The organism is Pseudomonas sp. 6D_7.1_Bac1 (assembly GCF_025465945.1).
Classification (GTDB): Bacteria; Pseudomonadota; Gammaproteobacteria; order Pseudomonadales; family Pseudomonadaceae; genus Aquipseudomonas.
This window is the reverse complement of record NZ_JANLNW010000050.1, coordinates 121726-141772: the sequence shown is the minus strand read 5'-3', so window position 1 is coordinate 141772 and position 20047 is coordinate 121726. Positions and strand designations below refer to the sequence as shown.

Here is a 20047-nt window from a genome sequence, read left to right as displayed (position 1 = left end):
CCCCCCCCCCCCCCCCGCGCCCCCCCCCCCCCCCCCCCCCTGGCCGCGACTCGGTCGCACTGAACAGTTAGTTACTGAAGCCTATAACAACAGATTCTCGTGGAGCCTCGCTGATGAAATCCTATGAAGTCAATTTTGACGGTCTAGTGGGGCCTACCCATAACTACGGCGGTCTGTCCTACGGCAACGTTGCGTCCCAGAGCAACAGCCAGCAGTCTTCCAACCCGAAGGAAGCGGCGCTGCAAGGCCTGGCGAAAATGAAAGCGCTGATGGAAATGGGCTTTCAGCAAGGCGTACTTGCGCCGCAAGAGCGCCCGGATGTGGCTGGACTGCGTAGCCTGGGTTTCAGCGGCACCGACGCACAAGTGATCGAGCAGGCTGCCAGGCAGGCGATGCCGTTGCTGGTTGCCAGCTGCTCGGCGTCGAGCATGTGGGTGGCCAACGCCGCCACCGTCAGCCCAAGTGCTGATACCGCTGACGGTCGCGTGCACTTCACCGCCGCCAACCTCAACTGCAAATACCACCGCAGCATCGAACACCCGACCACCAGCCGCGTGCTGGGGGCGATGTTCGCTGACCAGAAACACTTCGCCCACCATGCGGCGCTGCCTGCCGTGGCGCAGTTCGGTGACGAAGGTGCAGCCAACCACACACGTTTCTGCCGTGAATACGGCGAAGCCGGTGTCGAGTTCTTCGTGTTCGGTCGCAGCGCGTTCGATACCCGCTACCCGGCGCCGCAGAAGTACCCGGCGCGTCAGACTCTGGAAGCTTCGCAAGCGGTCGCCCGTCTGCACGGCTTGAGCGATGACGGCGTGGTGTACGCCCAGCAGAATCCTTCGGTGATCGACCAGGGCGTGTTCCACAACGACGTGATCGCGGTGGGTAACGGTGAGGCGCTGTTCTATCACGAGGACGCGTTCCTCGATACCGAGCAGATGCTTGCCGAACTGTCGGCCAAGCTCGCCAAGCGTGGCGGTCAGTTCAAGGCGATCTGCGTGCCACGCGACCAGGTGTCGGTCGAAGATGCCGTGCGCTCTTACCTGTTCAACAGCCAGTTGCTGTCGCGTGCTGACGGTTCGATGCTGCTGATCGTGCCGCAAGAGTGCCAGAACAATCCGCGCGTCTGGCAGTACCTGCAAGAGCTGACCAGCTCTGGCGGCCTGATTCGTGAAGTGAAAGTTTTCGATCTCAAACAAAGCATGCAGAACGGCGGTGGCCCGGCGTGCCTGCGGTTGCGTGTCGCACTGAATGAAACCGAGCTGGCGGCCGTCAACCCAGGGGTTATCATGACCCCGCCGTTGTATGGCACGCTGACCCAATGGGTCGACAAGCACTACCGTGACCGCATGACCGAAAGCGACCTGGCGGACCCACAATTGTTGCTTGAGTGCCGGACGGCACTGGATGAACTGACGCAAATCCTTAAACTGGGCGCGGTTTATCCATTCCAGATCAATTGAAAGCCCGCGTCCGGCTCATGAAGCGTCGGACGCGTTGCTTTATCTCCAGATGAGAACGTAAAAATGAGCGATACCCTGCAGCTGATTCTTGAAGACACCGACGGCACTCAACTGGAAACCTCTTGCACCCGCGTTGCGGTCATGTGGCAGGGCAAAGAGTTGTGGATTCAGCAAGACGGCCGTGGCCAGTTGCTGATCGGCGTTGACGTCGAAGAAGGCGATGCTGAATACGCCAACCTGCTGCTGCGCCCATTGGCGACTAATCTGGTAAGTCTGCAACTGGAAATGGAACCGGCTGAAGTCGGCGACGAAGACCATGTGCATGGCCCGGATTGCAAACACGATCATTAAGGAATTCGCTCTATGCTCGCCCTCGGCAAACTGCTTGAACTGACCCTCGCCGGCCGCGAACCGGCGGAGAAGACTCAACTGACTGTCGAAGGCGTGCGGATGCGCTGGCTGAGCGAAGGTGCGCTGGAAGTCCGGCCGCCGGAAGCTCGCGACAATGGCCTGGACCTGCTGTTGTCAGCCGGCATCCACGGTAACGAAACAGCGCCGATCGAGTTGCTTGATCGCCTGTTGCATGACATTGCCCGCGGTGAATTGAAGCCACGCGCACGTATTCTGTTCCTGTTCGGCAATCCCGAGGCCATGCGTCGCGGCGAGCGTTTTATCGAGCAAGACGTCAATCGGCTGTTCAACGGCCGTCACGAACTCAGCAGTGGCTCTGAAGCGCTGCGAGCCTGTGAGCTGGAGCGTCTGGCGGCGAGTTTCTTCAACCTGCCGGACCGCGAACGTTTGCACTACGACCTGCATACCGCGATCCGTGGTTCGAAAATCGAGCAGTTCGCGTTGTATCCCTGGAAAGAAGGTCGTCAGCATTCCCGTCATGAGCTGGCCCGCCTGCGCGCTGCCGGTATGGAAGCGGTGCTGCTGCAGAACAAGCCGTCCATCGTTTTCAGTTCGTACACCTACGACAAACTCGATGCCGAGTCCTTCACCCTCGAGCTGGGCAAAGCCCGGCCGTTCGGGCAGAACGAAGGGGTTAACGTCTCGCGTCTTGAAACCCTTTTGAAGCAGATCATCGAAGGCACCGAGCCGCAATTGGCAGAAGAGAGCCTGGATGGTTTGCAACTGTTCAGCGTGGCGCGGGAAATCATCAAGCACAGCGACAGCTTCCACCTGCATTTGCCGGCGGACATAGAGAACTTCTCGGAGCTGAAAAAGGGTTATCTGCTGGCCGAGGACATCGCCCAGACCCGCTGGATCGTTGAAGAGGAGGGTGCGCGAATCATCTTCCCGAACCCGAAGGTCAAGAACGGCTTGCGTGCCGGCATTTTGATTGTCCCAACCACTGCCGAAAACCTGGTCTGACCCGGACCTCAGGCTCGACATAAAACCCATGTGGGAGCGAGCCTGCTCGCGATGGCGGTTTAACATTCAACAACGATGTTGACTGTTAGTTTGTCATCGCGAGCAGGCTCGCTCCCACAGGTTATAAGTGTTTAGACGGCTACCGCGCGGTGTTCAGTACGACGCAGTGCACGCATCTTGTGCAGCGTGTCGGCGCAGGTCTTCGCCGCTTCCTGCCCCTTGTGCACGAAATGCTCGAAGAAGAATTTCTGGTGTTCTTCACCTGCATGGAAGTGGTGCGGGGTCAGCACGACCGAGAACACCGGTACTTCAGTTTCCAGCTGAACCTGCATCAGGCCGCTGATCACCGACTGGGCGACGAACTCGTGACGGTAGATGCCGCCGTCAACCACTAGACCTGCTGCGACGATGCCCGCGTAACGGCCGGACTTGGCCAGCAGCTTGGCGTGCAGTGGGATTTCAAAGGCGCCGCCGACTTCAAAAAAGTCGATATCCGATTCCTGATAGCCCTGAGCGACCATTTCGGTGACGAAGCCCTTACGGCTTTGATCGACAATTTCCTTGTGCCAGCACGCCTGGATAAACGCTACGCGCTCGCCCGGATGGTGTTTGCTTTTGCTATCGATTGCGGTGGGTTGCATTTGTTCTGACTCCTGTTTGTATAAAAAACAGGGCGTTATGAATCGAATGGGATTTAAGGGTACGTGCAGGTCAGCCGTGCAGTGTGTGCGCGTTGCCTGCGGACGGCCCTTTGGCGCCAATCCCGTTCTCTCTTCATCCGGACTATGACCGTCGGCCCCGGGATCACACCGGGTCTGCTGACCTTGCCATCACTCACTGCCCAGGGCTTAAGTGATACCAAGCGCTCGCGGGCTATGCGCATTGCGCGCAATTACCGCCGGTGGGGAGTTGCACCCCGCCCTGAGAACGTTTTGCTGCCAGATTTTCTGGCGGCGGAGAGTTTTTAACACATATTGTTGGGCTGCGCATCGCTGCTTTCTGATGATATACATCGGTTTTTCCGTTGGCTTGAACAGCCTTTTCCTGGCCCAAGCCTTGATTAATCGTGGCTTTGGCCGCAGTAATTCTCTTTGAAAGAGACTTCCCTTATCAGCAGTGACGTTAGCGTCCTATTCCGAGGCCTGATTCATGAGCGTTATCGATCTTCGTAGCGACACAGTCACTCAACCGACCGCAGGGATGCTCGACGCGATGGCCACGGCGGCCACCGGGGATGACGTCTACGGAGAGGATCCGACGGTCAATCTGCTCGAGGCCGAACTGGCCAAGCGCCTGGGGTTTGCTGCGGCGCTGTTCGTGCCGACGGGCACCATGAGCAACCTGCTGGGGTTGATGGCCCACTGCGAGCGCGGTGACGAGTACATCGTAGGTCAGCAAGCACACACCTATAAGTACGAAGGGGGCGGGGCCGCGGTGTTGGGCTCGATCCAGCCACAGCCGCTGGAGGTTCAGGCGGATGGTTCGCTGGACCTGACTCAGGTGGCGGCGGCCATCAAGCCGGACGACTTCCACTTCGCCCGGACCCGTTTGCTGGCGCTGGAAAACACCATGCAAGGCAAGGTGTTGCCGTTGGAGTACCTGGCGCGTGCTCGCCGCTTTACCCGTGAGCACGGTTTATCGCTGCACCTGGACGGCGCGCGGTTGTACAACGCAGCGGTCAAGCTGGGTGTCGATGCCCGGGAAATCACACAGCACTTCGATTCGGTGTCGGTGTGCCTGTCCAAAGGCCTCGGTGCCCCGATCGGTTCGGTGCTCTGTGGTTCGGCCGAGTTGATCGGCAAGGCCCGGCGTCTGCGCAAAATGGTCGGTGGCGGCATGCGCCAGGCCGGTATTCTGGCGGCGGCAGGCTTGTATGCGCTGGATCACAACGTACAGCGTCTGGCGGATGACCATGGCAACGCGCAGTTTCTGGCTGAGGGCCTGCGAGCCGCCGGGTATGAAGTCGAGCCGGTACAGACCAACATGGTCTACGTGCAGATGGGCAGCAAAGCCGATGCAATCAAGGCGTTTGCCGGTGAGCGCGGGATCAAGCTCAGCGCCGCCCCACGCTTGCGCATGGTGACTCACATGGACGTCAGTCGGGCGCAGATCGAGCAGGTGATCGCGACTTTCGTCGACTTTTCCCGTAAATGATAATGCTGGCCGTCCAATTGACCGTTTCTATCGTATAAACACGCTGTACCGCGCGCGCAGGGCCGATATAATGCGGCCCTTTGCCGTCGCTTCGTCCGTTGACGATTCGCACAGGCCTTTGGCCGCAGCCTCCGTGGAAGAACCTAATGAAAAGCGCAGAAATCCGTGAAGCCTTCCTTCGCTTCTTCGAAGAGCAAGGCCACACCCGTGTAGCCTCCAGCTCTTTGATTCCGGGCAACGACCCAACCCTGCTGTTCACTAACGCGGGGATGAACCAGTTCAAGGACTGCTTTCTGGGCCAGGAAAAGCGCGCCTATACCCGCGCCGTCAGCAGCCAGAAGTGCGTTCGTGCCGGCGGCAAGCACAACGACCTGGAAAACGTCGGTTATACCGCTCGTCACCACACCTTCTTCGAAATGCTGGGTAACTTCAGTTTCGGTGACTACTTCAAGCGTGATGCGATCACCTACGCCTGGACCTTCCTGACTTCCGACAAGTGGCTGAACCTGCCGAAGGAAAAGCTCTGGGTCACGGTCTACGCCAGCGATGACGAGGCCTACGACATCTGGACCAAGGAAGTCGGGGTTCCGGCCGAGCGCATGGTTCGTATCGGCGACAACAAAGGCGCGCCGTACGCGTCCGACAACTTCTGGACCATGGGCGATACCGGCCCGTGCGGTCCTTGCACCGAGATTTTCTACGATCACGGCGCCGACATCTGGGGTGGCCCACCGGGCTCGCCAGAGGAAGACGGCGACCGTTACATCGAAATCTGGAACAACGTGTTCATGCAGTTCAACCGCACCGCCGATGGCGTGTTGCATCCGTTGCCAGCGCCGTCGGTGGATACCGGCATGGGCCTGGAGCGGGTCAGTGCCGTGCTGCAGCACGTTCACTCGAACTATGAAATCGACCTGTTCCAAAGCCTGTTGAACGCATCGGCCAAGGCCGTCGGTTGCACCAACGACAACCAGGCTTCGCTGAAAGTCGTGGCGGACCACATTCGCTCCTGCGGTTTCCTGGTCGCCGACGGCGTGCTGCCGTCCAACGAAGGTCGTGGCTACGTGCTGCGCCGGATCATTCGTCGCGCTTGCCGTCACGGCAACAAGCTGGGCGCCAAGGGCAGCTTCTTCTATCAGATCGTTGGCGCACTGGTTGCCGAGATGGGTGAAGCCTTCCCTGAGCTGAAGTCCCAGCAGGCGCACATCGAGCGCGTGCTGAAAGCCGAAGAAGAGCAGTTCGCCAAAACCTTGGAGCAAGGCCTGAAGATCCTCGAGCAGGATCTGGCCGAACTCAAAGGCAACGTGGTGCCGGGCGATGTGGTGTTCAAGTTGTACGACACCTACGGCTTCCCGATGGACCTGACCGGCGACATCGCTCGCGAGCGCAGCCTGACCATCGACGAAGTGGGCTTCGAGCGCGAAATGGAAGCCCAGCGCGTCCGTGCACGTTCGGCCAGCTCCTTCGGCATGGACTACAACAGCCTGGTCAAGGTTGACGTGGCCACCGAATTCACCGGTTACACCACTCACAGCGGTTCTGCAAAAATCGTTGCTCTGTATAAAGATGGGCAATCGGTTGACGTACTGAGCGAAGGCGAAGAGGGCGTGGTCGTTCTTGATCAGACGCCGTTCTACGCAGAATCCGGTGGTCAGGTCGGCGATTGCGGCTACCTGAAGGCAGCCGCTGCGCGTTTCGACGTGCGCGACACCACCAAGACCGGCGGCGCGTTCCTGCACCACGGTGTGCTGGCGTCAGGTAGCCTGACTGTTGGCTCGCCCGTTCAGACCCAGGTGGATGCCGAAGTACGTCACGCCACTTCGCTGAACCACTCCGCGACTCACTTGCTGCACGCGGCATTGCGCCAGGTGCTGGGCGGGCACGTTCAGCAGAAAGGTTCGTTGGTCGACAGTCAGCGTCTACGCTTTGACTTCAGTCACTTTGAAGCGATCAAGCCTGAACAGCTCAAAGCGCTGGAAGAAATCGTCAACGCCGAAATTCGCAAGAACTCGGATGTTGAAACCGAAGAAACCGATATCGATACCGCCAAGCAAAAAGGCGCCATGGCGCTGTTCGGCGAGAAGTATGGCGACAGCGTGCGTGTACTGAGCATGGGCGGTAACTTCTCCGTCGAGCTGTGCGGTGGCATTCACGCCAATCGCACCGGCGACATCGGCCTGCTGAAAATCATCAGCGAAGGTGGTGTGGCTTCTGGCGTACGACGTATCGAAGCAGTGACAGGCGCTGCAGCACTGGCTTACCTGAACGCTGCGGAAGAGCAACTCAAGGAAGCGGCCAACCTGGTCAAGGGCAGCCGCGACAACCTGATCGACAAGCTGTCGGCTGTGCTTGAGCGCAACCGTCTGCTGGAAAAGCAACTCGAGCAGTTGCAAGCCAAGGCTGCCAGTGCGGCGGGCGACGACCTGTCGGCTTCTGCCCAGGACGTCAAAGGCGTGAAAGTCCTGGCCGTGCGTCTCGACGGTCAGGACGGCAAGGCGCTGCTGGCGCTGGTCGATCAACTGAAGAACAAACTCGGCCGCGCAGTGATCCTGCTCGGCAGTGTCCATGAGGAAAAGGTCGTGCTGGTTGCTGGTGTGACCAAGGACCTGACTGGCCAACTCAAAGCCGGTGATTTGATGAAGCAAGCCGCTGCGGCAGTGGGCGGGAAGGGCGGTGGTCGTCCGGACATGGCGCAAGGCGGTGGTACTGACGCTGGCGCACTGGATGCTGCATTGGCCCTGACCGTGCCGTTTGTAGAGCAGGGTATTTAAGGCTGTGTGCCGAGCCCGCGGTCTAGTGGCGGGCTTCGCAGCTGTTTGAATTAATGGGCGCCCTTCATGGGCAGAGGCGGCTTTGAAATGGCTTTGATCGTACAGAAATTTGGAGGCACCTCAGTCGGCACTGTCGAGAGAATCGAGCAGGTCGCCGACAAGGTTAAGAAATTCCGCGATGCCGGCGATGACCTGGTGGTTGTGCTGTCTGCAATGAGCGGCGAGACCAACCGTCTGATCGATCTGGCCAAGCAAATCAGTGGTGACGATCAACCGGTTCCCCGTGAGCTGGATGTGATTGTCTCTACCGGTGAGCAGGTGACGATTGCACTGCTGGCCATGGCGCTGATCAAGCGCGGCGTACCGGCGGTGTCTTACACCGGCAACCAGGTACGGATTCTGACGGATAGCGCACACAATAAAGCGCGTATCTTGCAGATTGATGACCAGAAGATTCGTGGTGACCTGAAGGCCGGTCGCGTGGTTGTCGTTGCCGGTTTCCAGGGCGTCGACGAACACGGCAATATTACCACCCTCGGTCGTGGCGGTTCCGACACCACCGGCGTGGCGCTGGCAGCGGCCTTGAAGGCCGATGAGTGCCAGATCTACACCGATGTCGACGGCGTCTACACCACCGACCCTCGCGTGGTGTCCGTGGCTCAGCGCCTGGACAAGATCACCTTCGAAGAGATGCTGGAAATGGCCAGCCTCGGTTCCAAGGTGTTGCAGATCCGTGCGGTCGAGTTCGCCGGTAAGTACAACGTTCCGCTGCGCGTACTGCACAGCTTCAAGGAGGGTCCGGGTACCCTCATTACTATTGATGAAGAGGAATCCATGGAACAGCCGATCATTTCCGGCATCGCTTTCAATCGCGATGAAGCCAAGCTGACCATCCGTGGCGTGCCAGACACCCCGGGCGTGGCCTTCAAGATTCTCGGCCCGATCAGCGCTGCGAACATCGAAGTCGATATGATCGTGCAGAACGTTGCGCACGATAACACCACCGACTTCACCTTCACTGTGCACCGCAACGACTACCAGGCGGCCCAGACCGTGCTGGAAAACACCGCCCGCGAGATCGGTGCCCGTGAAGTCGTTGGCGACACCAAGATCGCCAAGGTGTCGATCGTCGGCGTCGGCATGCGTTCGCACGCAGGCGTTGCCAGCCGTATGTTTGAAGCCCTGGCTAAAGAAACCATCAACATCCAGATGATCTCGACTTCGGAAATCAAGGTTTCCGTGGTGATCGAAGAGAAGTACCTGGAACTGGCTGTGCGCGCTCTGCACACGGCTTTCGAACTGGACGCTCCGGCCCGACAGGGCGAGTGATGCGTTGCCCGAAGGGCGCGGTCTGACCGTGCCCTTCGTTTTTTTGAGTGGCGCGACAGGAACCTGTTCTTTTGCTCGTGCTGGTCAATACTTAGGCGTGTAGGGCTGCGATCGTTCTGGTTGTAGGTCGAGCGCCTTTTTTTTGCAGACTGTTGTCCCTGAAATGAAATGCGTGAGGAGAAAGGTATGCTGATTCTGACTCGTCGGTGCGCAGAAAGCCTGATTATTGGTGATGGCGAAATCACTGTGACCGTGCTCGGCGTTAAAGGAAATCAAGTGCGTATTGGCGTTAACGCGCCTAAAGAAGTTGCTGTTCACCGTGAGGAAATCTACCTGCGGATCAAGAAAGAGAAGGACGACGAACCAAGCCATTAATTTTTATCGTTTTTTATGTTTGCAAACGGGGAAAAGGTTGGTTAAGATACGCCCCGTGTTGCGGAGAGCTGGCCGAGTGGCCGAAGGCGCTCCCCTGCTAAGGGAGTACACCTCAAAAGGGTGTCGGGGGTTCGAATCCCCCGTTCTCCGCCATTATTCGTTTAGTACGTTGTAATCTGGCTTCTTCGGTAAGTTGTTGAAATTACTAGAAAAAAGCGCTTTACAAAAAGATTCAACGGCCTATAATGCGCGGCAACAAATGCACTCGTAGCTCAGCTGGATAGAGTACTCGGCTACGAACCGAGCGGTCACAGGTTCGAATCCTGTCGAGTGCACCATTTAAGGGTTGTTTGCAGTCATGCAGGTAACCTGGCTTCAACCAGTTGTGATCTGGTCTAAAAACACAAATTGCACTCGTAGCTCAGCTGGATAGAGTACTCGGCTACGAACCGAGCGGTCACAGGTTCGAATCCTGTCGAGTGCACCAAACACCAAAAAGCCTGCGTCTAACGCGGGCTTTTTGCTGTCTGGGATTTGCCTTTTACACATCCCTTCTCATCGAACACGATTTGCGCGCTACGACCTTTCTTGCTGTCGTAGCGATAATTCGTTGTCGCATTCCGAGTACTGATCTTGTCTGGTTTGCCCAGTGCACTTTCAACTTCCTGTTGGCTCATGCCAGGAACGATCCGCTGATTGATGATCGCTTCGCGACGCTCCTTGGCGCTGAGTAGATTCCCGCACTTGTCATTCAACTGGCCGACAATGGTCGGATCTCTCGGTTTACTTTTAATACCTGATGTTTCTTGAGGAGTGGTGTCGGGGAGCATTGCATCGAACTTGAATGGGCTTGGGTTGTAAATGTTCTGTTGCGACAGCGCCTCCCCAGGAGGACAGCTCAGCGTCGTATAGGTGATGCGGCCATCGCTGTCTTCACATCGATGTACGGTCGTTGCGGTGGCCTGAAGCGATAGGCACAGCGGGGCGATCAGCAGGGTTGCGAGTTTTTTCCTGGGCATTGGGCGTCCTCCGTGACGGTCACGATCAAGGGTAGTTGCTGCATTTTTCAGCGGTGGAGTGTTTTCTTTTCAGAATGAGTCGTCGCAGTTTCGTGTATGCGGACAGTGCCCGGGTTTGTCTCGCAAGCGCTTGTTCTGGCCCGGATTTTTTGACGTTTAAAACCGTCAGGCGGTGTATGATTGCGCCCGTCAGCCCCGCCGGGGCTTGTGGAATACCTCCATGGACTTACCCAGTAGTTACTCAGTACCCCGTTTTACCAATCATGAATTGACTGATTGATCCTTCCGGCGTGCCCCGCTGCTGGGAGTGGAGTTCGCCTATGACTGAAGTTGAAGTAAAGAAAACGCAAGAAAGCTTGCAAGACCGCCTTGCTCAAGTCGTTGAGCTGCTGCATCGCCAGCGGGTGGTCGAAGACCTGACTCATCGTCAGGAGGGTCCTCACCACGATCTGGTCGAGAACCTGGTCCACCGGCAAAACCTCGTCGAGTTGCAACGCAAACTCGATGATCTGCACTCCGCCGACGTTGCTTACATCCTTGAAGCCTTGCCGCTCGCCGAGCGTCTGACTGTCTGGCAGTTGGTCAAGGCCGAGCGCGACGGCGACATCCTGCTGGAAGTATCCGACTCGGTTCGCGAAACCCTGATCGCCGACATGGACGATGACGAGCTCCTGGCTGCGGCCAAGGAGATGGATGCTGACGAACTTGCTGACCTGGCCCCTGAGCTGCCGCGAGACGTCGTCCACGAGCTGATGGAAACCCTTGACGGCCAACAGCGTGAGCGTGTTCGCTCCGCGTTGTCCTATGACGAGGAGCAGGTCGGCGCATTGATGGACTTCGAGATGGTGACGATCCGTGAGGATGTCAGTCTTGAAGTGGTTCTGCGTTACTTGCGTCGCCTCAAAGAGCTACCGAGTCATACCGACAAGCTGTTTGTCGTTGACTATGACGGCGTGCTCAAAGGTGTGCTGCCAATCAAGCGATTGCTGGTCAATGATCCTGACAAGCAAGTCTCGGAAGTCATGGCCAGCGATCCGGTGAGTTTTCACCCGGACGAAGATGCCTACGATGCTGCGCAGGCCTTTGAGCGTTATGACTTGATTTCGGCCCCGGTGGTCGACAAGAACGACAAGCTCATTGGTCGTCTGACTATCGACGAAATGGTCGACCTGATTCGTGAAGAGAGCGAAAGCGAAGTTCTCAACATGGCGGGTCTGCGTGAAGAGGAAGATATTTTCGCGTCAGTCTGGAAGTCCCTGCGCAATCGCTGGGCCTGGCTGGCGATCAACCTGATTACCGCGTTTGTGGCGTCGCGGGTAATCGGTTTGTTTGAAGGTTCTATCGAGAAACTGGTGGCCTTGGCAGCGTTGATGCCAATCGTTGCCGGTATTGGCGGTAACTCCGGCAACCAGACGATCACCATGATCGTTCGTGCCATGGCGCTCGATCAGGTCAGCACCGGTAATACCTCGCGCCTCATGCGCAAGGAGCTGGCGGTAGGTTTGATCAATGGCCTGGTCTGGGGTGGGGTAATCGGCATGGTGGCCTATCTGCTGTATGGCAGTTGGTCGCTGGGGGTGGTGATGACTACCGCCATGACCTTGAATTTGTTGCTGGCGGCGTTGATGGGGGTATTGATTCCAATGACCCTGGCACGGGTCGGGCGCGACCCTGCAATGGGCGCCAGTGTCATGATCACGGCCATGACCGACAGCGGCGGCTTCTTCATCTTCCTCGGGCTGGCGACTATCTTCCTGCTCTAGTTTCTATTGCCCGGCCTTGCTCAAGCCAGCAGGCCGCGCAGTTTCATTTTTAATCTATTTAGTGTGATGTCGATGGCGATTGAGCTTGCCGTCGAGAAAGCGATTACCTGATTTTCAGGCAAAAAAAAAGCCAGCACATGGCTGGCTTGAGCTTTCGGGATGTAATCAGGAGGCGTCTGCGGCCATTTCGGCGTCATGAGCAATCAGCGAAACCAGTGCGTTTTGCTGGCGGTGGGAGAGTTGACGGAAACGTTGAAGCAGTTCGCGTTCGTGCAGTGACAGCTCGGGGCTGTCCAGGCGCATGCTCAATTCTTCGCCCAGCGCGCCTTCCTGAATAAGACTCTGCTCCAGGCGCGCGATGATCTCGGAATTCATGCTGCGGTGATGATTGCGAGCCACCTCGGCAATGCGTTCACGCATCCCGTCTGGCAGACGTACGACGAACTTGTCAGCCGTACGGCTGGAATAAATTGCCTGTTTCAATGGGCGCATATATTTAACCGGTTAGTTCAGGGGAGCGGTTCTCGGAATTGGCCGCAGGATGTCAGTAGGACAAGCTTCGCTGCCAAATGTTCAACCTGAATTGATAAGAGGCCCGCATCATGCCTCAAAATTGCCAGATCATTGGCGTCAATTCTGTGACAAATATTGAACTGGAAGCAGGCGTTATGCCAGCACCAATTATCAGAAATGCGGACTGGTTTGAAAACAGTCACCGGGCCCGTACATCTGACCGCGTCCTCTTGCCCGACAGGTGGGTGCCTGAGCGCTCCTGAACGTGCATGCTATGCGGATACGATCTTCGTTCCTTACCTGATACAGAATAGTGGCAAATGGCCGATTTACTAGGGCGAACACGTAATGGGGGATGATGTGGGGATGCGCGGCAGACTTATTTATTTGATGGGGCCGTCCGGTTCTGGCAAAGATAGCCTGATCGATGCCGCCCGCGACGCTCTGCTTCACCTCGATTGCGTTGTGGCGCGCAGAGTGATTACCCGGTCGGCTGAATCGGTCGGCGAAGACGCTTTTGGCGTTTCTACGGCGCAATTCGCTCGGATCAAGCGCGAGGCCGGTTTTGCACTGTGCTGGCATGCCAATGGGCTTGATTACGGCATTCCGGCAGAGATCGATCAGTGGTTGAGTGAAGGTCGCAATGTGCTGATCAATGGCTCAAGAGGTCATCTGCCTCAAGCCATAGCGCGTTATCCGACGTTGTTGCCCATACTGCTGACGGTAAAAACCGATGTCTTGCGCAAACGTCTTGTGCGGCGAGGGCGCGAAAGCGCTGAGGAAATCGAAGCCCGACTTGAGCGCAATGCCCTGTTTTCAACGGATGCTGCGCAGGATCATGCAGAGGGGATTTTTCAGCTGGATAATTCTGGCGAGCTTTCAACTGCAGTCGACAACTTGCTGACTCTGTTGAGGCGAGAGGGTGTCAGCGCAAAACCGCATCGAGTCTGATGCCGTGATCGAGGCTGGGCGCTTGCCTACACTTAATAAGCCCTACAGACGACATGACAAAACCGGGCTTGCCCGTTAACATGCACGCCGTCCATCGCGCCGCATGTCCTTGCGGCCGGCATGTGTCTCAGTAGCTCAATTGGATAGAGCATCCCCCTCCTAAGGGGAAGGTTGGCAGTTCGAACCTGCCCTGGGACACCATATAACTCAAGGCTTTCAGCTCTTTTTGTAATTCGGCGTGTTTGGCCATGGGTGCATAGTGGGTGCAGCCGGATAACCGCAAGGGGCTTTAAGTGCCGGAAACCTTCTCAATTCTCGCTACGTTGAAGCTTCTGGTTAAGCCTTTTGCAGATTTCTTCTGGGGGCGCTGGAAGGAGTCGAAAGGCAAGCAGGTTGGCCTAAACCGTTTCTATGTTGAGCTCTCTGACGTAAGGGACAGGGCTGTCGAGGCTATTCGGTTGCTCGCAAAGGAGCACAATCGTCGTAACGATCCAAAAGAGCGCCGCGGGCGCAGCTTGGATTCTTATGGACCTGTATCTGCTCCATATCGTATAGATTTCTTTACGATCAGAGGCATCTTAGAAAAGCAGTACGAAGATTTCACTCCAGATCAGCGAAGAAGAATTGGAGAGGTTTTTGAGTTTGTGAGGGAGTACAACGAGTGTGTTGATACGCTGAGACTTCTCAATGGAAAAACGTTTTCGGAGTTTGAGTGGGGGTTTGCTCTAAAGCCTATTACTGCTCTTGCAACGATCGTGTTCCTCACAGTAAAGCTGATCGAGCAAAAAGAAAGACTCAACATTTCCGATTCTGAAACAGGCCGAACCGCCATCCAGAAGGTACTGGACGGCTATGGAATCAAGCTGCATGACGCTATTTTGTCGGAGCCTGAGAAATAGCAGTTCAGTTCAATTCCCTAATCCTTAGTACCGTAGTCGTAGAACAGTTGGCGTGTCTTGCCGTTGCACGGATGCCGAGGCCAGCGCCGAGCAACTCGGTCACGCGCTTGTGCAGATCTACGTCTACAGGTCGCCCTTGGTACTTGCCGGCGGCCTTAGCCTTTTCGATACCCTGGGCCTGGCGCTCGCGGCGCTGCTCGTAATCCTTGCGGGCAATAGCAGCCATCATTTCCACCAGCATCGAGTTGATCGCCCCCAGCATCCGCCCGGTGAACTCGTCGCCCTTGGTGTCCTGCATGCCCTGGTGGCTCGTTGGCAGGTCGAGCGCGACGATGCGCAGTCCCTTGGAGTCAATCGCAGCCTTGAGCTTCTGCCAGTCCTCCACAGGAAGGCGTGAGAGGCGGTCTATCGACTCCACCAGCAACACATCACCCTTGCGCGCATCTTTGAGCAGACGCAGCAGCTCAGGCCGGTCTGCGGTCGCACCGCTGGCATTCTCCAGGTACACACTGGCAATCGTCTTGTCGTGATCGGCGGCGAACTGCTCGAGTGAATCGCGAGCGCGGCCGGCGTCCTGCTCTTCGGTCGATGCTCGGAGGTATGCACGGATGAACATGATGGGGGCCTGTATCAGTTAGGGTGTTCTCCTAATACTGTTTCACTTTGGGTGTTACTTATCAAGCGAAAAGGCTGAAAAAGGCGAAATCTGCGCGTATCTGGATAGGCATACTCATCTGAGTCGATGACTCAAGCCGTACGTTTGCTTGGAAGAGGCTCTATTCTAATGTCCGGTTCCGTGCTACTGGACAGAATGAATGGAAGGCAGTAGCGTCGGATTGCCACCAGGGCTGAGCCGATGCAGTGCCAGTCATCGTTGTAGTGCAATGTGACCAGGATGGAAGCAATGGCAGACAAACACCCTTATACGTCAGGTGCTACAGGGCTTACACAGACAATAAACCAACTGAGAAGGGCATTCCCCGCTCAACTAACGGCAGATACGCTAAAGAAGCTTGGAATTGCTCCTAACAACGAATCGTATGTGTTGAACACCCTGCGTTTTATCAGCGTGCTTGATGCAGATAACAAAAAGAATTCTGTTGCTGTAGGTGTATTCAATCAACACGAGGACCCGGATTTCCAGGCAGGTTTGAGCGGTCTAGTAAAGCCTGCCTATGACGCACTGTTTGATCTTCATGGAGATGATGCATGGAAGCTTCCGACAAATAGGTTGATTGCGTTCTTCAGAAACCATGATCATACAAGCGATATTGTAGGGAAACGTCAAGCGTCGACGTTCCAAGCGTTGGCCGTTCTATGCGGTCAAACTGAGGAGTCTGTGCGTTCTCCTTCCAGTAAAGTTAAGAAGGCCGATTCTACCCCAAGGCCGCCGCGTGCTAAGCCAGCAACTCAGATCAAGGCAAGTGAGAGCGCAGTTAGTCTGGATGCTGAACGCGCGGCTATGGTACCGAAAGCTGATGCGGTAGCAGCGCAAGGAAATGGTATGGCGCTTACTGTTCGGGTGGAGATAAATTTGCCTGCCGGTGGTGACCAGGAAACATACGATCGCATTTTCAAAAGCATTCGGGAGAATCTGTTGAATGGCAGTAACTCTTAAGGCTTTCGAAGCGATCGTGAGACGTTCAGTTGGGTTTAATAATGCTGAAGAGCGGAGCGTTTCCCCGTTACATGCTTTTGATCTCCGAAACATTCATCCGAAGCTTCCTGAAAAGGTAAAAAAGCTTTTTGATGATGGGCATTGCGCTGAGGCAACATTCGAAGCTTTTAAGTTTGTTGATAGGACTGTTCAGAGGCTCGCACAGATCGATGAGTCGGGCTTTAAATTAATGATGCGAGCTTTCAATGAGACAACTCCTCTTCTGAGCCTCACTGGATTATCTAATACCAGCGAAAAAGACGAACAGAAGGGGTATTGCTTCATTTTTTCAGGCGCAATGATGGCAATCCGAAACCCGCGTGGTCACGATGTTGAGGCTACAGATGATCCTGACGTCTGCCTGGATCATCTCGCGTTAGCATCGCTTTTACTTCGACGACTTGAGCAAAGCGACTTGTTTTAAGTAGTGGTATGGGCGAGCGCCTTGTAAGGAAGCACCTTACATCTGGTCCTCAGCGTAAATTGCCGCACTGATTATCGCCCCACCCACCCGACGCTTGCCGAAACAGAGCGGCACCGGGTTGCCAGAGGCGGTGGTGTTGCGGGCTGAGCCAAACGCGTAGCCCGGTGTATTTTCGGGGGCGGCGCTGGTTTTCAATCCCTGGGCTTGGGGGCTGAGCATCTGAACAATGCCTCCAACGGCAACAACAGCCCCCATCTTCATCATCGGAATCCCCGCAGCCCCACCACCCATGGCTGTTATCACTGCTCCAGCAATGATGAGAACTGAACCAACAATTGTTTGCATCGAGCCGGCACGCTTGCTCCCGCAAATCACCGGGACGATTCGGATCTCTCTCGTGCCGCCCAGCTCCAGCTCCTTTTCACCGACGTTTTTTCGGTTGCGATAGATCGCGAACTCCAGGCCTTTTTCTTTCGCAGATGTCAGGTACTTGGCAAAGCCTGGATGGTTTACGTCGACCGCCTTTACAGCCTCGCGCACGTCGCCGGTCGACAATTCGTAGGTGTGCTCACGCCCGAACAGCTTCGCGGCCGAGCCGCCGAGCAAGATTCGAGTCTTGCTGCCGTAGTTGGTGGCCATTGCCATCGCTTTTACTCCAGTGCGCCTGTGGCGCTGTTGGTTGGCACGTCGACACGCAGTTGCATCGCCAGGATCATTCGAGAGGCCATCGCGTCGTCACGAATTGCCTTCTCGCGCTGTGGGCTTGGGTTCCAGGCCGAGCAGTGAATGGCTTGATGTGCGCGGGCGCCGCGGAAGGTGCCGCGTAACAGGTCAGCCGATACCCGGGCTTCGTCTTCAGTGAAGAATGGTCCATCAATGACAACCTTCTGGCCGTCGCGAATGTGCTGAACATCCCAAACGATGTACCCGCCAATCATCTGTTCATGGTTCGTGAACTCGGTGGTTTTGCATGCCTCGGCGAAGCGTTCTTGATAGGTGGTCACGGTGTGCTCCTGCGCCCTAGGTGGTCGTGCATCGACGACCACGGGGCGCGCTAATTAGGCAGCTTCATGTTCTTCAGTGGCGGCGGCATCGGCTTTAGGCTGAGGGCGTGCAGGCAACTTGCCGAGCCATTCACGCAATGCTTCAGAACCATCACAACCCGACCGCCACTTTTCAAAGCGATTGGCATAACCGGCAGAGTTTGCAACAAGGCCGCTGAGCGAGACGCCGACTTGAGAGGTAGTCTTCAGCACGTCGTCATAGACGGCCAGCATTTGGCGCAGCGCCTCCACGTCGTCAGCACGAGAGGCCGCGATCCCAGCTCGGGACAGGCCGGCGGCCGATTCTGCGTTGAGGCCGGAGAGCATCGGGTTTGCTCGCAAGACTGCCTCTACGATTTCGGGATGATTGCCGAGGCGCGCTTCGGCCATCAGGTTACGACGGTCGTCGGTGCTCAGGCCTCGAACGAGGGTGCGAAGCTCCTGGTCAGCCAGGAAGCCGACGATGTCGGTGTTGGCGCGTTGGCTGACCGGTGAGAAGCCCCGAGTGACGGTTTCAGCCAGAGTGGACATATCTTTGGCGACTGTTTGCATGGCTGGAAGCAGGGCGGCCGTCAGACCTTCAATCTTCTCCTTGCTCAGGCGCTCAATGGCGGCCGCATTGAAGTCCTTATTGGCGCGGATCGAGATGATGTCTTCCCCGGCGTCTTTGAACGTCTCCAGGGCGAGCATCTGGAGTTTGCGAGCGGACTTCATCAGCCCGCCAGCTTGCCAAGTACCTTTGCTGCCATCCGCTTGCTGGACTGAGAAGGTGCGCGACTCGATGTGCGAGTGGTCGTATTCGGAGTAATGGACGTTGGTCAGGCCAACTCGGAGAACTGCTCTTTTACCAATCTTCATTGGGATACCTTTTGGTTGTGTGGGCCTTGATCGGCCCTGTGTGCGTGTTGGGTGTCGTTGAAAATCTCGTCGAGAGAGATTTTCCCTCGTGGGCTTCCGCCGCCGGCGGCCGCGGCGCTCAACTCGTCCATCAGGTCGCTGATTTCTCGCACGTCGTTGTTGAGCTGAGTGCTGCCGGTCTGTTGCCGCAGCTTGGCGATCTGGCTACGGATGCTCATCGCGAGCCTCGATGATTTGACGGTATTGGTCGGCTACGTAGTCCGACAGGCTGATGCCTTCAGGTGGTCGCTGTAACTGCCAGGCGCCCGCCGGTGGAAATGGCTGCATATCCATGATGCCGACCTGGTACGGACGGCTCGGGCGCTCAACATCGATTACGTGCAGGATCATCGCCCTAGCCACCTCTTCGGCGTCTGCGCTGTTCATCTCGCAGAAGGGAAAGTAGAGCGATACGTTCAGACCGTTGATGCGGTAGTTGACGATGTGGCCGACGGTCTCAGGCAGGTCCATGGGCGTCGTGCTGGCATTCACGACAGCCAGCACGATCAGCACAACCATCTCTTCGTCGATGCCCATCTTTTCGGCAATGCGTTTGATCTCGGCCTTCAACGCTTTCAGGCTCATCGCTGCATTCCCTCCATCTGCTCGCGGAGTTCTTCGACGGCCTTTTGCAGTTCGGCAACTTCGATCACCCGGGCGACAGCGCCCAAGCCTTCAATGAGTGATTTGCCCTGGTCGGGCGCAATCTGGCCGGCGGCAACGGCGCGCAAGATCGAGCGGGCGGCGCTGGGAAGGTCGGTATCGTCGAGTTCGAATTGCACGGGCTCGGAGGTCGGCTTGATCGGCGGCACCAGGCGTTCAAGGATCAAGCGGCAGGCCTGCATATCGCCGCCTTTTGCGGCCTCAAGCACTTTCGTGGTGACGGCTGTTGCACCCTTGGCCAGCTTGGCGCGGATGGCCTGAGTTTCTCCGGAGCGGCCGCCAGGGTTGCCGGATTGGCCGGGCTTCCATTTGCCCGATTTGTCTCGATCAGTCATGCAGTTGTGGAATCCATGGCAATGACGGGTTTGTTTTCTGCGAGGGCGATCAGCAGCGCGGATGCTTGAACGCTTCCGTCGGCGGCGGCTTCGCGGAGTCGACCCCAGGCCGCAGCAACTTCAGAACGGGTTGGTCTGTGCTGGCGTCCTCGGGCGGGCTTGGCTGTATTCATCAGGTGGCCTCGAATGGGTTTTGAATGGCTCAAAAAACTCACATTAGGCATGATCTGATCATTTATCCAGTGCTTTATGGGTGCACATAAAGTGCTACACGTAACCGGATTAAATGGGACTGAAATAGTTGGTTTGCAGCGGATCGAGGAGGGCGTTTCTGTTGCAGTAAGTCGATGGTAGGCAAAGTGATACAGGGTTGTGATCTGTGGAGGAATGGTCATCAGCACCACACCTTGTACCGATTTC

The 20047-nt window shown here is 56.7% G+C and carries 24 protein-coding genes, 4 tRNA genes and 1 riboswitch; of the genes, 16 read left to right on the top strand and 12 right to left on the bottom strand.

All coding sequences use genetic code 11. The features are described 5' to 3' along the window. Positions 1–113 precede the first annotated feature (113 nt). The 3 genes from astB (at position 114) to astE (ending at position 2834) form a co-directional block, all read left to right on the top strand. A complete protein-coding gene (gene astB / locus NTD87_RS11595) occupies positions 114–1460 on the top strand; it encodes an N-succinylarginine dihydrolase (RefSeq protein ID WP_262114063.1) in 1347 nt (448 codons plus the stop codon). Positions 1461–1523: 63 nt separating this feature from the next. Beyond that, positions 1524–1811, top strand: coding sequence for a topoisomerase II (locus tag NTD87_RS11590; RefSeq protein WP_262114062.1), 288 nt, complete (start codon positions 1524–1526; stop codon positions 1809–1811). 12 nt (positions 1812–1823) lie between these two features. Then, entirely contained in the window at positions 1824–2834 is a 1011-nt protein-coding gene (gene astE / locus NTD87_RS11585) for a succinylglutamate desuccinylase (protein WP_262114061.1), read from the top strand. Positions 2835–2965: 131 nt separating this feature from the next. On the opposite strand, the gene NTD87_RS11580 is transcribed toward astE, so the two are convergent. Next, on the bottom strand, positions 2966–3475 hold the full coding sequence (locus tag NTD87_RS11580) for a 6,7-dimethyl-8-ribityllumazine synthase (protein WP_262114060.1): 510 nt from the start codon (positions 3473–3475) through the stop codon (positions 2966–2968). A 120-nt stretch (positions 3476–3595) separates the two neighbouring features. Next, positions 3596–3767, bottom strand: a riboswitch (FMN riboswitch). 216 nt (positions 3768–3983) lie between these two features. On the opposite strand from NTD87_RS11580, the gene ltaE reads away from it, so the two are divergent. From ltaE to NTD87_RS11545, 7 genes are all read left to right on the top strand, one after another. Then, positions 3984–4988 (top strand): low-specificity L-threonine aldolase, encoded by a 1005-nt coding sequence (ltaE, locus tag NTD87_RS11575; protein ID WP_262114059.1) that lies wholly within the window; start codon positions 3984–3986, stop codon positions 4986–4988. Between the two features lie 146 nt (positions 4989–5134). After that, positions 5135–7759 (top strand): alanine--tRNA ligase, encoded by a 2625-nt coding sequence (gene alaS, locus NTD87_RS11570; protein WP_262114058.1) that lies wholly within the window; start codon positions 5135–5137, stop codon positions 7757–7759. Between the two features lie 87 nt (positions 7760–7846). Continuing rightward, positions 7847–9088: an aspartate kinase gene (locus NTD87_RS11565; RefSeq protein ID WP_262114057.1), complete on the top strand. Its 1242-nt coding sequence runs from the start codon at positions 7847–7849 to the stop codon at positions 9086–9088. A gap of 186 nt (positions 9089–9274) precedes the next feature. Then, entirely contained in the window at positions 9275–9463 is a 189-nt protein-coding gene (gene csrA / locus NTD87_RS11560) for a carbon storage regulator CsrA (RefSeq protein WP_003178872.1), read from the top strand. Positions 9464–9525: 62 nt separating this feature from the next. Beyond that, a tRNA-Ser gene (locus tag NTD87_RS11555) sits at positions 9526–9616 on the top strand. Between the two features lie 108 nt (positions 9617–9724). Further along, positions 9725–9801, top strand: a tRNA-Arg gene (locus NTD87_RS11550). A 72-nt stretch (positions 9802–9873) separates the two neighbouring features. Next, positions 9874–9950, top strand: a tRNA-Arg gene (locus NTD87_RS11545). A gap of 19 nt (positions 9951–9969) precedes the next feature. Here NTD87_RS11545 and NTD87_RS11540 read toward each other — a convergent pair. Next, positions 9970–10482: a DUF4124 domain-containing protein gene (locus tag NTD87_RS11540; protein WP_262114055.1), complete on the bottom strand. Its 513-nt coding sequence runs from the start codon at positions 10480–10482 to the stop codon at positions 9970–9972. Between the two features lie 320 nt (positions 10483–10802). On the opposite strand from NTD87_RS11540, the gene mgtE reads away from it, so the two are divergent. After that, a complete protein-coding gene (gene mgtE / locus NTD87_RS11535; RefSeq protein ID WP_262114053.1) occupies positions 10803–12245 on the top strand; it encodes a magnesium transporter in 1443 nt (480 codons plus the stop codon). 20 nt (positions 12246–12265) lie between these two features. On the opposite strand, the gene NTD87_RS11530 is transcribed toward mgtE, so the two are convergent. Together NTD87_RS11530 and NTD87_RS11525 are read right to left on the bottom strand one after the other, a co-directional pair. After that, the gene (locus NTD87_RS11530) at positions 12266–12442 is read right to left on the bottom strand and encodes a hypothetical protein (RefSeq protein ID WP_262114051.1); all 177 of its coding nucleotides are present in this window, start codon (positions 12440–12442) and stop codon (positions 12266–12268) included. Beyond that, positions 12411–12737: an Arc family DNA-binding protein gene (locus NTD87_RS11525; protein ID WP_003178899.1), complete on the bottom strand. Its 327-nt coding sequence runs from the start codon at positions 12735–12737 to the stop codon at positions 12411–12413. The genes NTD87_RS11530 and NTD87_RS11525 overlap by 32 nt, the downstream gene beginning before the upstream one ends. A 387-nt stretch (positions 12738–13124) precedes the next feature. Between NTD87_RS11525 and phnN the strand changes: the two genes are divergently transcribed. From phnN to NTD87_RS11510, 3 genes are all read left to right on the top strand, one after another. Then, positions 13125–13709 carry a phosphonate metabolism protein/1,5-bisphosphokinase (PRPP-forming) PhnN gene (gene phnN / locus NTD87_RS11520; protein WP_262114071.1) on the top strand — a complete coding sequence of 195 codons (585 nt, stop codon included), beginning with the start codon at positions 13125–13127 and terminating at the stop codon, positions 13707–13709. Positions 13710–13833: 124 nt separating this feature from the next. After that, positions 13834–13910 (top strand) — tRNA-Arg (locus NTD87_RS11515). Between the two features lie 92 nt (positions 13911–14002). Next, the gene (locus tag NTD87_RS11510) at positions 14003–14608 is read left to right on the top strand and encodes a hypothetical protein (RefSeq protein WP_262114050.1); all 606 of its coding nucleotides are present in this window, start codon (positions 14003–14005) and stop codon (positions 14606–14608) included. Between the two features lie 4 nt (positions 14609–14612). Here the strand turns inward: NTD87_RS11510 and NTD87_RS11505 are convergent, their stop codons facing one another. Continuing rightward, positions 14613–15224, bottom strand: coding sequence for a recombinase family protein (locus NTD87_RS11505; RefSeq protein ID WP_262114049.1), 612 nt, complete (start codon positions 15222–15224; stop codon positions 14613–14615). A gap of 288 nt (positions 15225–15512) precedes the next feature. Between NTD87_RS11505 and NTD87_RS11500 the strand changes: the two genes are divergently transcribed. Both NTD87_RS11500 and NTD87_RS11495 read left to right on the top strand, forming a co-directional pair. Further along, positions 15513–16226 (top strand): DUF5343 domain-containing protein, encoded by a 714-nt coding sequence (locus NTD87_RS11500; protein WP_262114047.1) that lies wholly within the window; start codon positions 15513–15515, stop codon positions 16224–16226. Continuing rightward, positions 16210–16689 (top strand): TIGR02391 family protein, encoded by a 480-nt coding sequence (locus tag NTD87_RS11495; RefSeq protein WP_262114046.1) that lies wholly within the window; start codon positions 16210–16212, stop codon positions 16687–16689. Before NTD87_RS11500 ends, NTD87_RS11495 begins: the two co-directional genes overlap by 17 nt. A gap of 36 nt (positions 16690–16725) precedes the next feature. Here NTD87_RS11495 and NTD87_RS11490 read toward each other — a convergent pair whose 3' ends face one another. The 7 genes from NTD87_RS11490 to NTD87_RS11460 are packed head-to-tail and all read right to left on the bottom strand — an operon-like array spanning position 16726 to position 20022. Then, complete coding sequence (locus NTD87_RS11490; RefSeq protein ID WP_262114045.1) at positions 16726–17334, bottom strand: tail assembly protein; 609 nt, start codon at positions 17332–17334, stop codon at positions 16726–16728. 5 nt (positions 17335–17339) lie between these two features. Beyond that, on the bottom strand, positions 17340–17693 hold the full coding sequence (locus NTD87_RS11485) for a hypothetical protein (RefSeq protein ID WP_262114044.1): 354 nt from the start codon (positions 17691–17693) through the stop codon (positions 17340–17342). A gap of 54 nt (positions 17694–17747) precedes the next feature. Beyond that, on the bottom strand, positions 17748–18590 hold the full coding sequence (locus NTD87_RS11480) for a hypothetical protein (RefSeq protein WP_262114042.1): 843 nt from the start codon (positions 18588–18590) through the stop codon (positions 17748–17750). Then, on the bottom strand, positions 18587–18808 hold the full coding sequence (locus tag NTD87_RS11475) for a hypothetical protein (RefSeq protein ID WP_262114040.1): 222 nt from the start codon (positions 18806–18808) through the stop codon (positions 18587–18589). The genes NTD87_RS11480 and NTD87_RS11475 overlap by 4 nt, the downstream gene beginning before the upstream one ends. After that, positions 18795–19214: a hypothetical protein gene (locus NTD87_RS11470; protein ID WP_262114039.1), complete on the bottom strand. Its 420-nt coding sequence runs from the start codon at positions 19212–19214 to the stop codon at positions 18795–18797. Before NTD87_RS11470 ends, NTD87_RS11475 begins: the two co-directional genes overlap by 14 nt. Then, complete coding sequence (locus tag NTD87_RS11465; RefSeq protein ID WP_103318683.1) at positions 19211–19627, bottom strand: DUF5681 domain-containing protein; 417 nt, start codon at positions 19625–19627, stop codon at positions 19211–19213. Before NTD87_RS11465 ends, NTD87_RS11470 begins: the two co-directional genes overlap by 4 nt. Further along, positions 19624–20022 (bottom strand): hypothetical protein, encoded by a 399-nt coding sequence (locus NTD87_RS11460; protein WP_262114035.1) that lies wholly within the window; start codon positions 20020–20022, stop codon positions 19624–19626. Before NTD87_RS11460 ends, NTD87_RS11465 begins: the two co-directional genes overlap by 4 nt. Positions 20023–20047 lie beyond the last annotated feature (25 nt).

Excerpts from the sequence above, each read along its gene's own strand:
- astB (WP_262114063.1), top strand. The coding sequence starts at position 114 with ATGAAATCCTATGAAGTCAATTTTGACGGTCTAGTGGGGCCTACCCAT.
- NTD87_RS11590 (WP_262114062.1), top strand. The coding sequence starts at position 1,524 with ATGAGCGATACCCTGCAGCTGATTCTTGAAGACACCGACGGCACTCAA.
- astE (WP_262114061.1), top strand. The coding sequence starts at position 1,824 with ATGCTCGCCCTCGGCAAACTGCTTGAACTGACCCTCGCCGGCCGCGAA.
- NTD87_RS11580 (WP_262114060.1), bottom strand. The coding sequence starts at position 3,475 with ATGCAACCCACCGCAATCGATAGCAAAAGCAAACACCATCCGGGCGAG.
- ltaE (WP_262114059.1), top strand. The coding sequence starts at position 3,984 with ATGAGCGTTATCGATCTTCGTAGCGACACAGTCACTCAACCGACCGCA.
- alaS (WP_262114058.1), top strand. The coding sequence starts at position 5,135 with ATGAAAAGCGCAGAAATCCGTGAAGCCTTCCTTCGCTTCTTCGAAGAG.
- NTD87_RS11565 (WP_262114057.1), top strand. The coding sequence starts at position 7,847 with ATGGCTTTGATCGTACAGAAATTTGGAGGCACCTCAGTCGGCACTGTC.
- csrA (WP_003178872.1), top strand. The coding sequence starts at position 9,275 with ATGCTGATTCTGACTCGTCGGTGCGCAGAAAGCCTGATTATTGGTGAT.
- NTD87_RS11540 (WP_262114055.1), bottom strand. The coding sequence starts at position 10,482 with ATGCCCAGGAAAAAACTCGCAACCCTGCTGATCGCCCCGCTGTGCCTA.
- mgtE (WP_262114053.1), top strand. The coding sequence starts at position 10,803 with ATGACTGAAGTTGAAGTAAAGAAAACGCAAGAAAGCTTGCAAGACCGC.
- NTD87_RS11530 (WP_262114051.1), bottom strand. The coding sequence starts at position 12,442 with ATGACGCCGAAATGGCCGCAGACGCCTCCTGATTACATCCCGAAAGCT.
- NTD87_RS11525 (WP_003178899.1), bottom strand. The coding sequence starts at position 12,737 with ATGCGCCCATTGAAACAGGCAATTTATTCCAGCCGTACGGCTGACAAG.
- phnN (WP_262114071.1), top strand. The coding sequence starts at position 13,125 with ATGCGCGGCAGACTTATTTATTTGATGGGGCCGTCCGGTTCTGGCAAA.
- NTD87_RS11505 (WP_262114049.1), bottom strand. The coding sequence starts at position 15,224 with ATGTTCATCCGTGCATACCTCCGAGCATCGACCGAAGAGCAGGACGCC.
- NTD87_RS11500 (WP_262114047.1), top strand. The coding sequence starts at position 15,513 with ATGGCAGACAAACACCCTTATACGTCAGGTGCTACAGGGCTTACACAG.
- NTD87_RS11495 (WP_262114046.1), top strand. The coding sequence starts at position 16,210 with ATGGCAGTAACTCTTAAGGCTTTCGAAGCGATCGTGAGACGTTCAGTT.
- NTD87_RS11490 (WP_262114045.1), bottom strand. The coding sequence starts at position 17,334 with ATGGCAATGGCCACCAACTACGGCAGCAAGACTCGAATCTTGCTCGGC.
- NTD87_RS11480 (WP_262114042.1), bottom strand. The coding sequence starts at position 18,590 with ATGAAGATTGGTAAAAGAGCAGTTCTCCGAGTTGGCCTGACCAACGTC.
- NTD87_RS11475 (WP_262114040.1), bottom strand. The coding sequence starts at position 18,808 with ATGAGCATCCGTAGCCAGATCGCCAAGCTGCGGCAACAGACCGGCAGC.
- NTD87_RS11470 (WP_262114039.1), bottom strand. The coding sequence starts at position 19,214 with ATGAGCCTGAAAGCGTTGAAGGCCGAGATCAAACGCATTGCCGAAAAG.
- NTD87_RS11465 (WP_103318683.1), bottom strand. The coding sequence starts at position 19,627 with ATGACTGATCGAGACAAATCGGGCAAATGGAAGCCCGGCCAATCCGGC.
- NTD87_RS11460 (WP_262114035.1), bottom strand. The coding sequence starts at position 20,022 with ATGACCATTCCTCCACAGATCACAACCCTGTATCACTTTGCCTACCAT.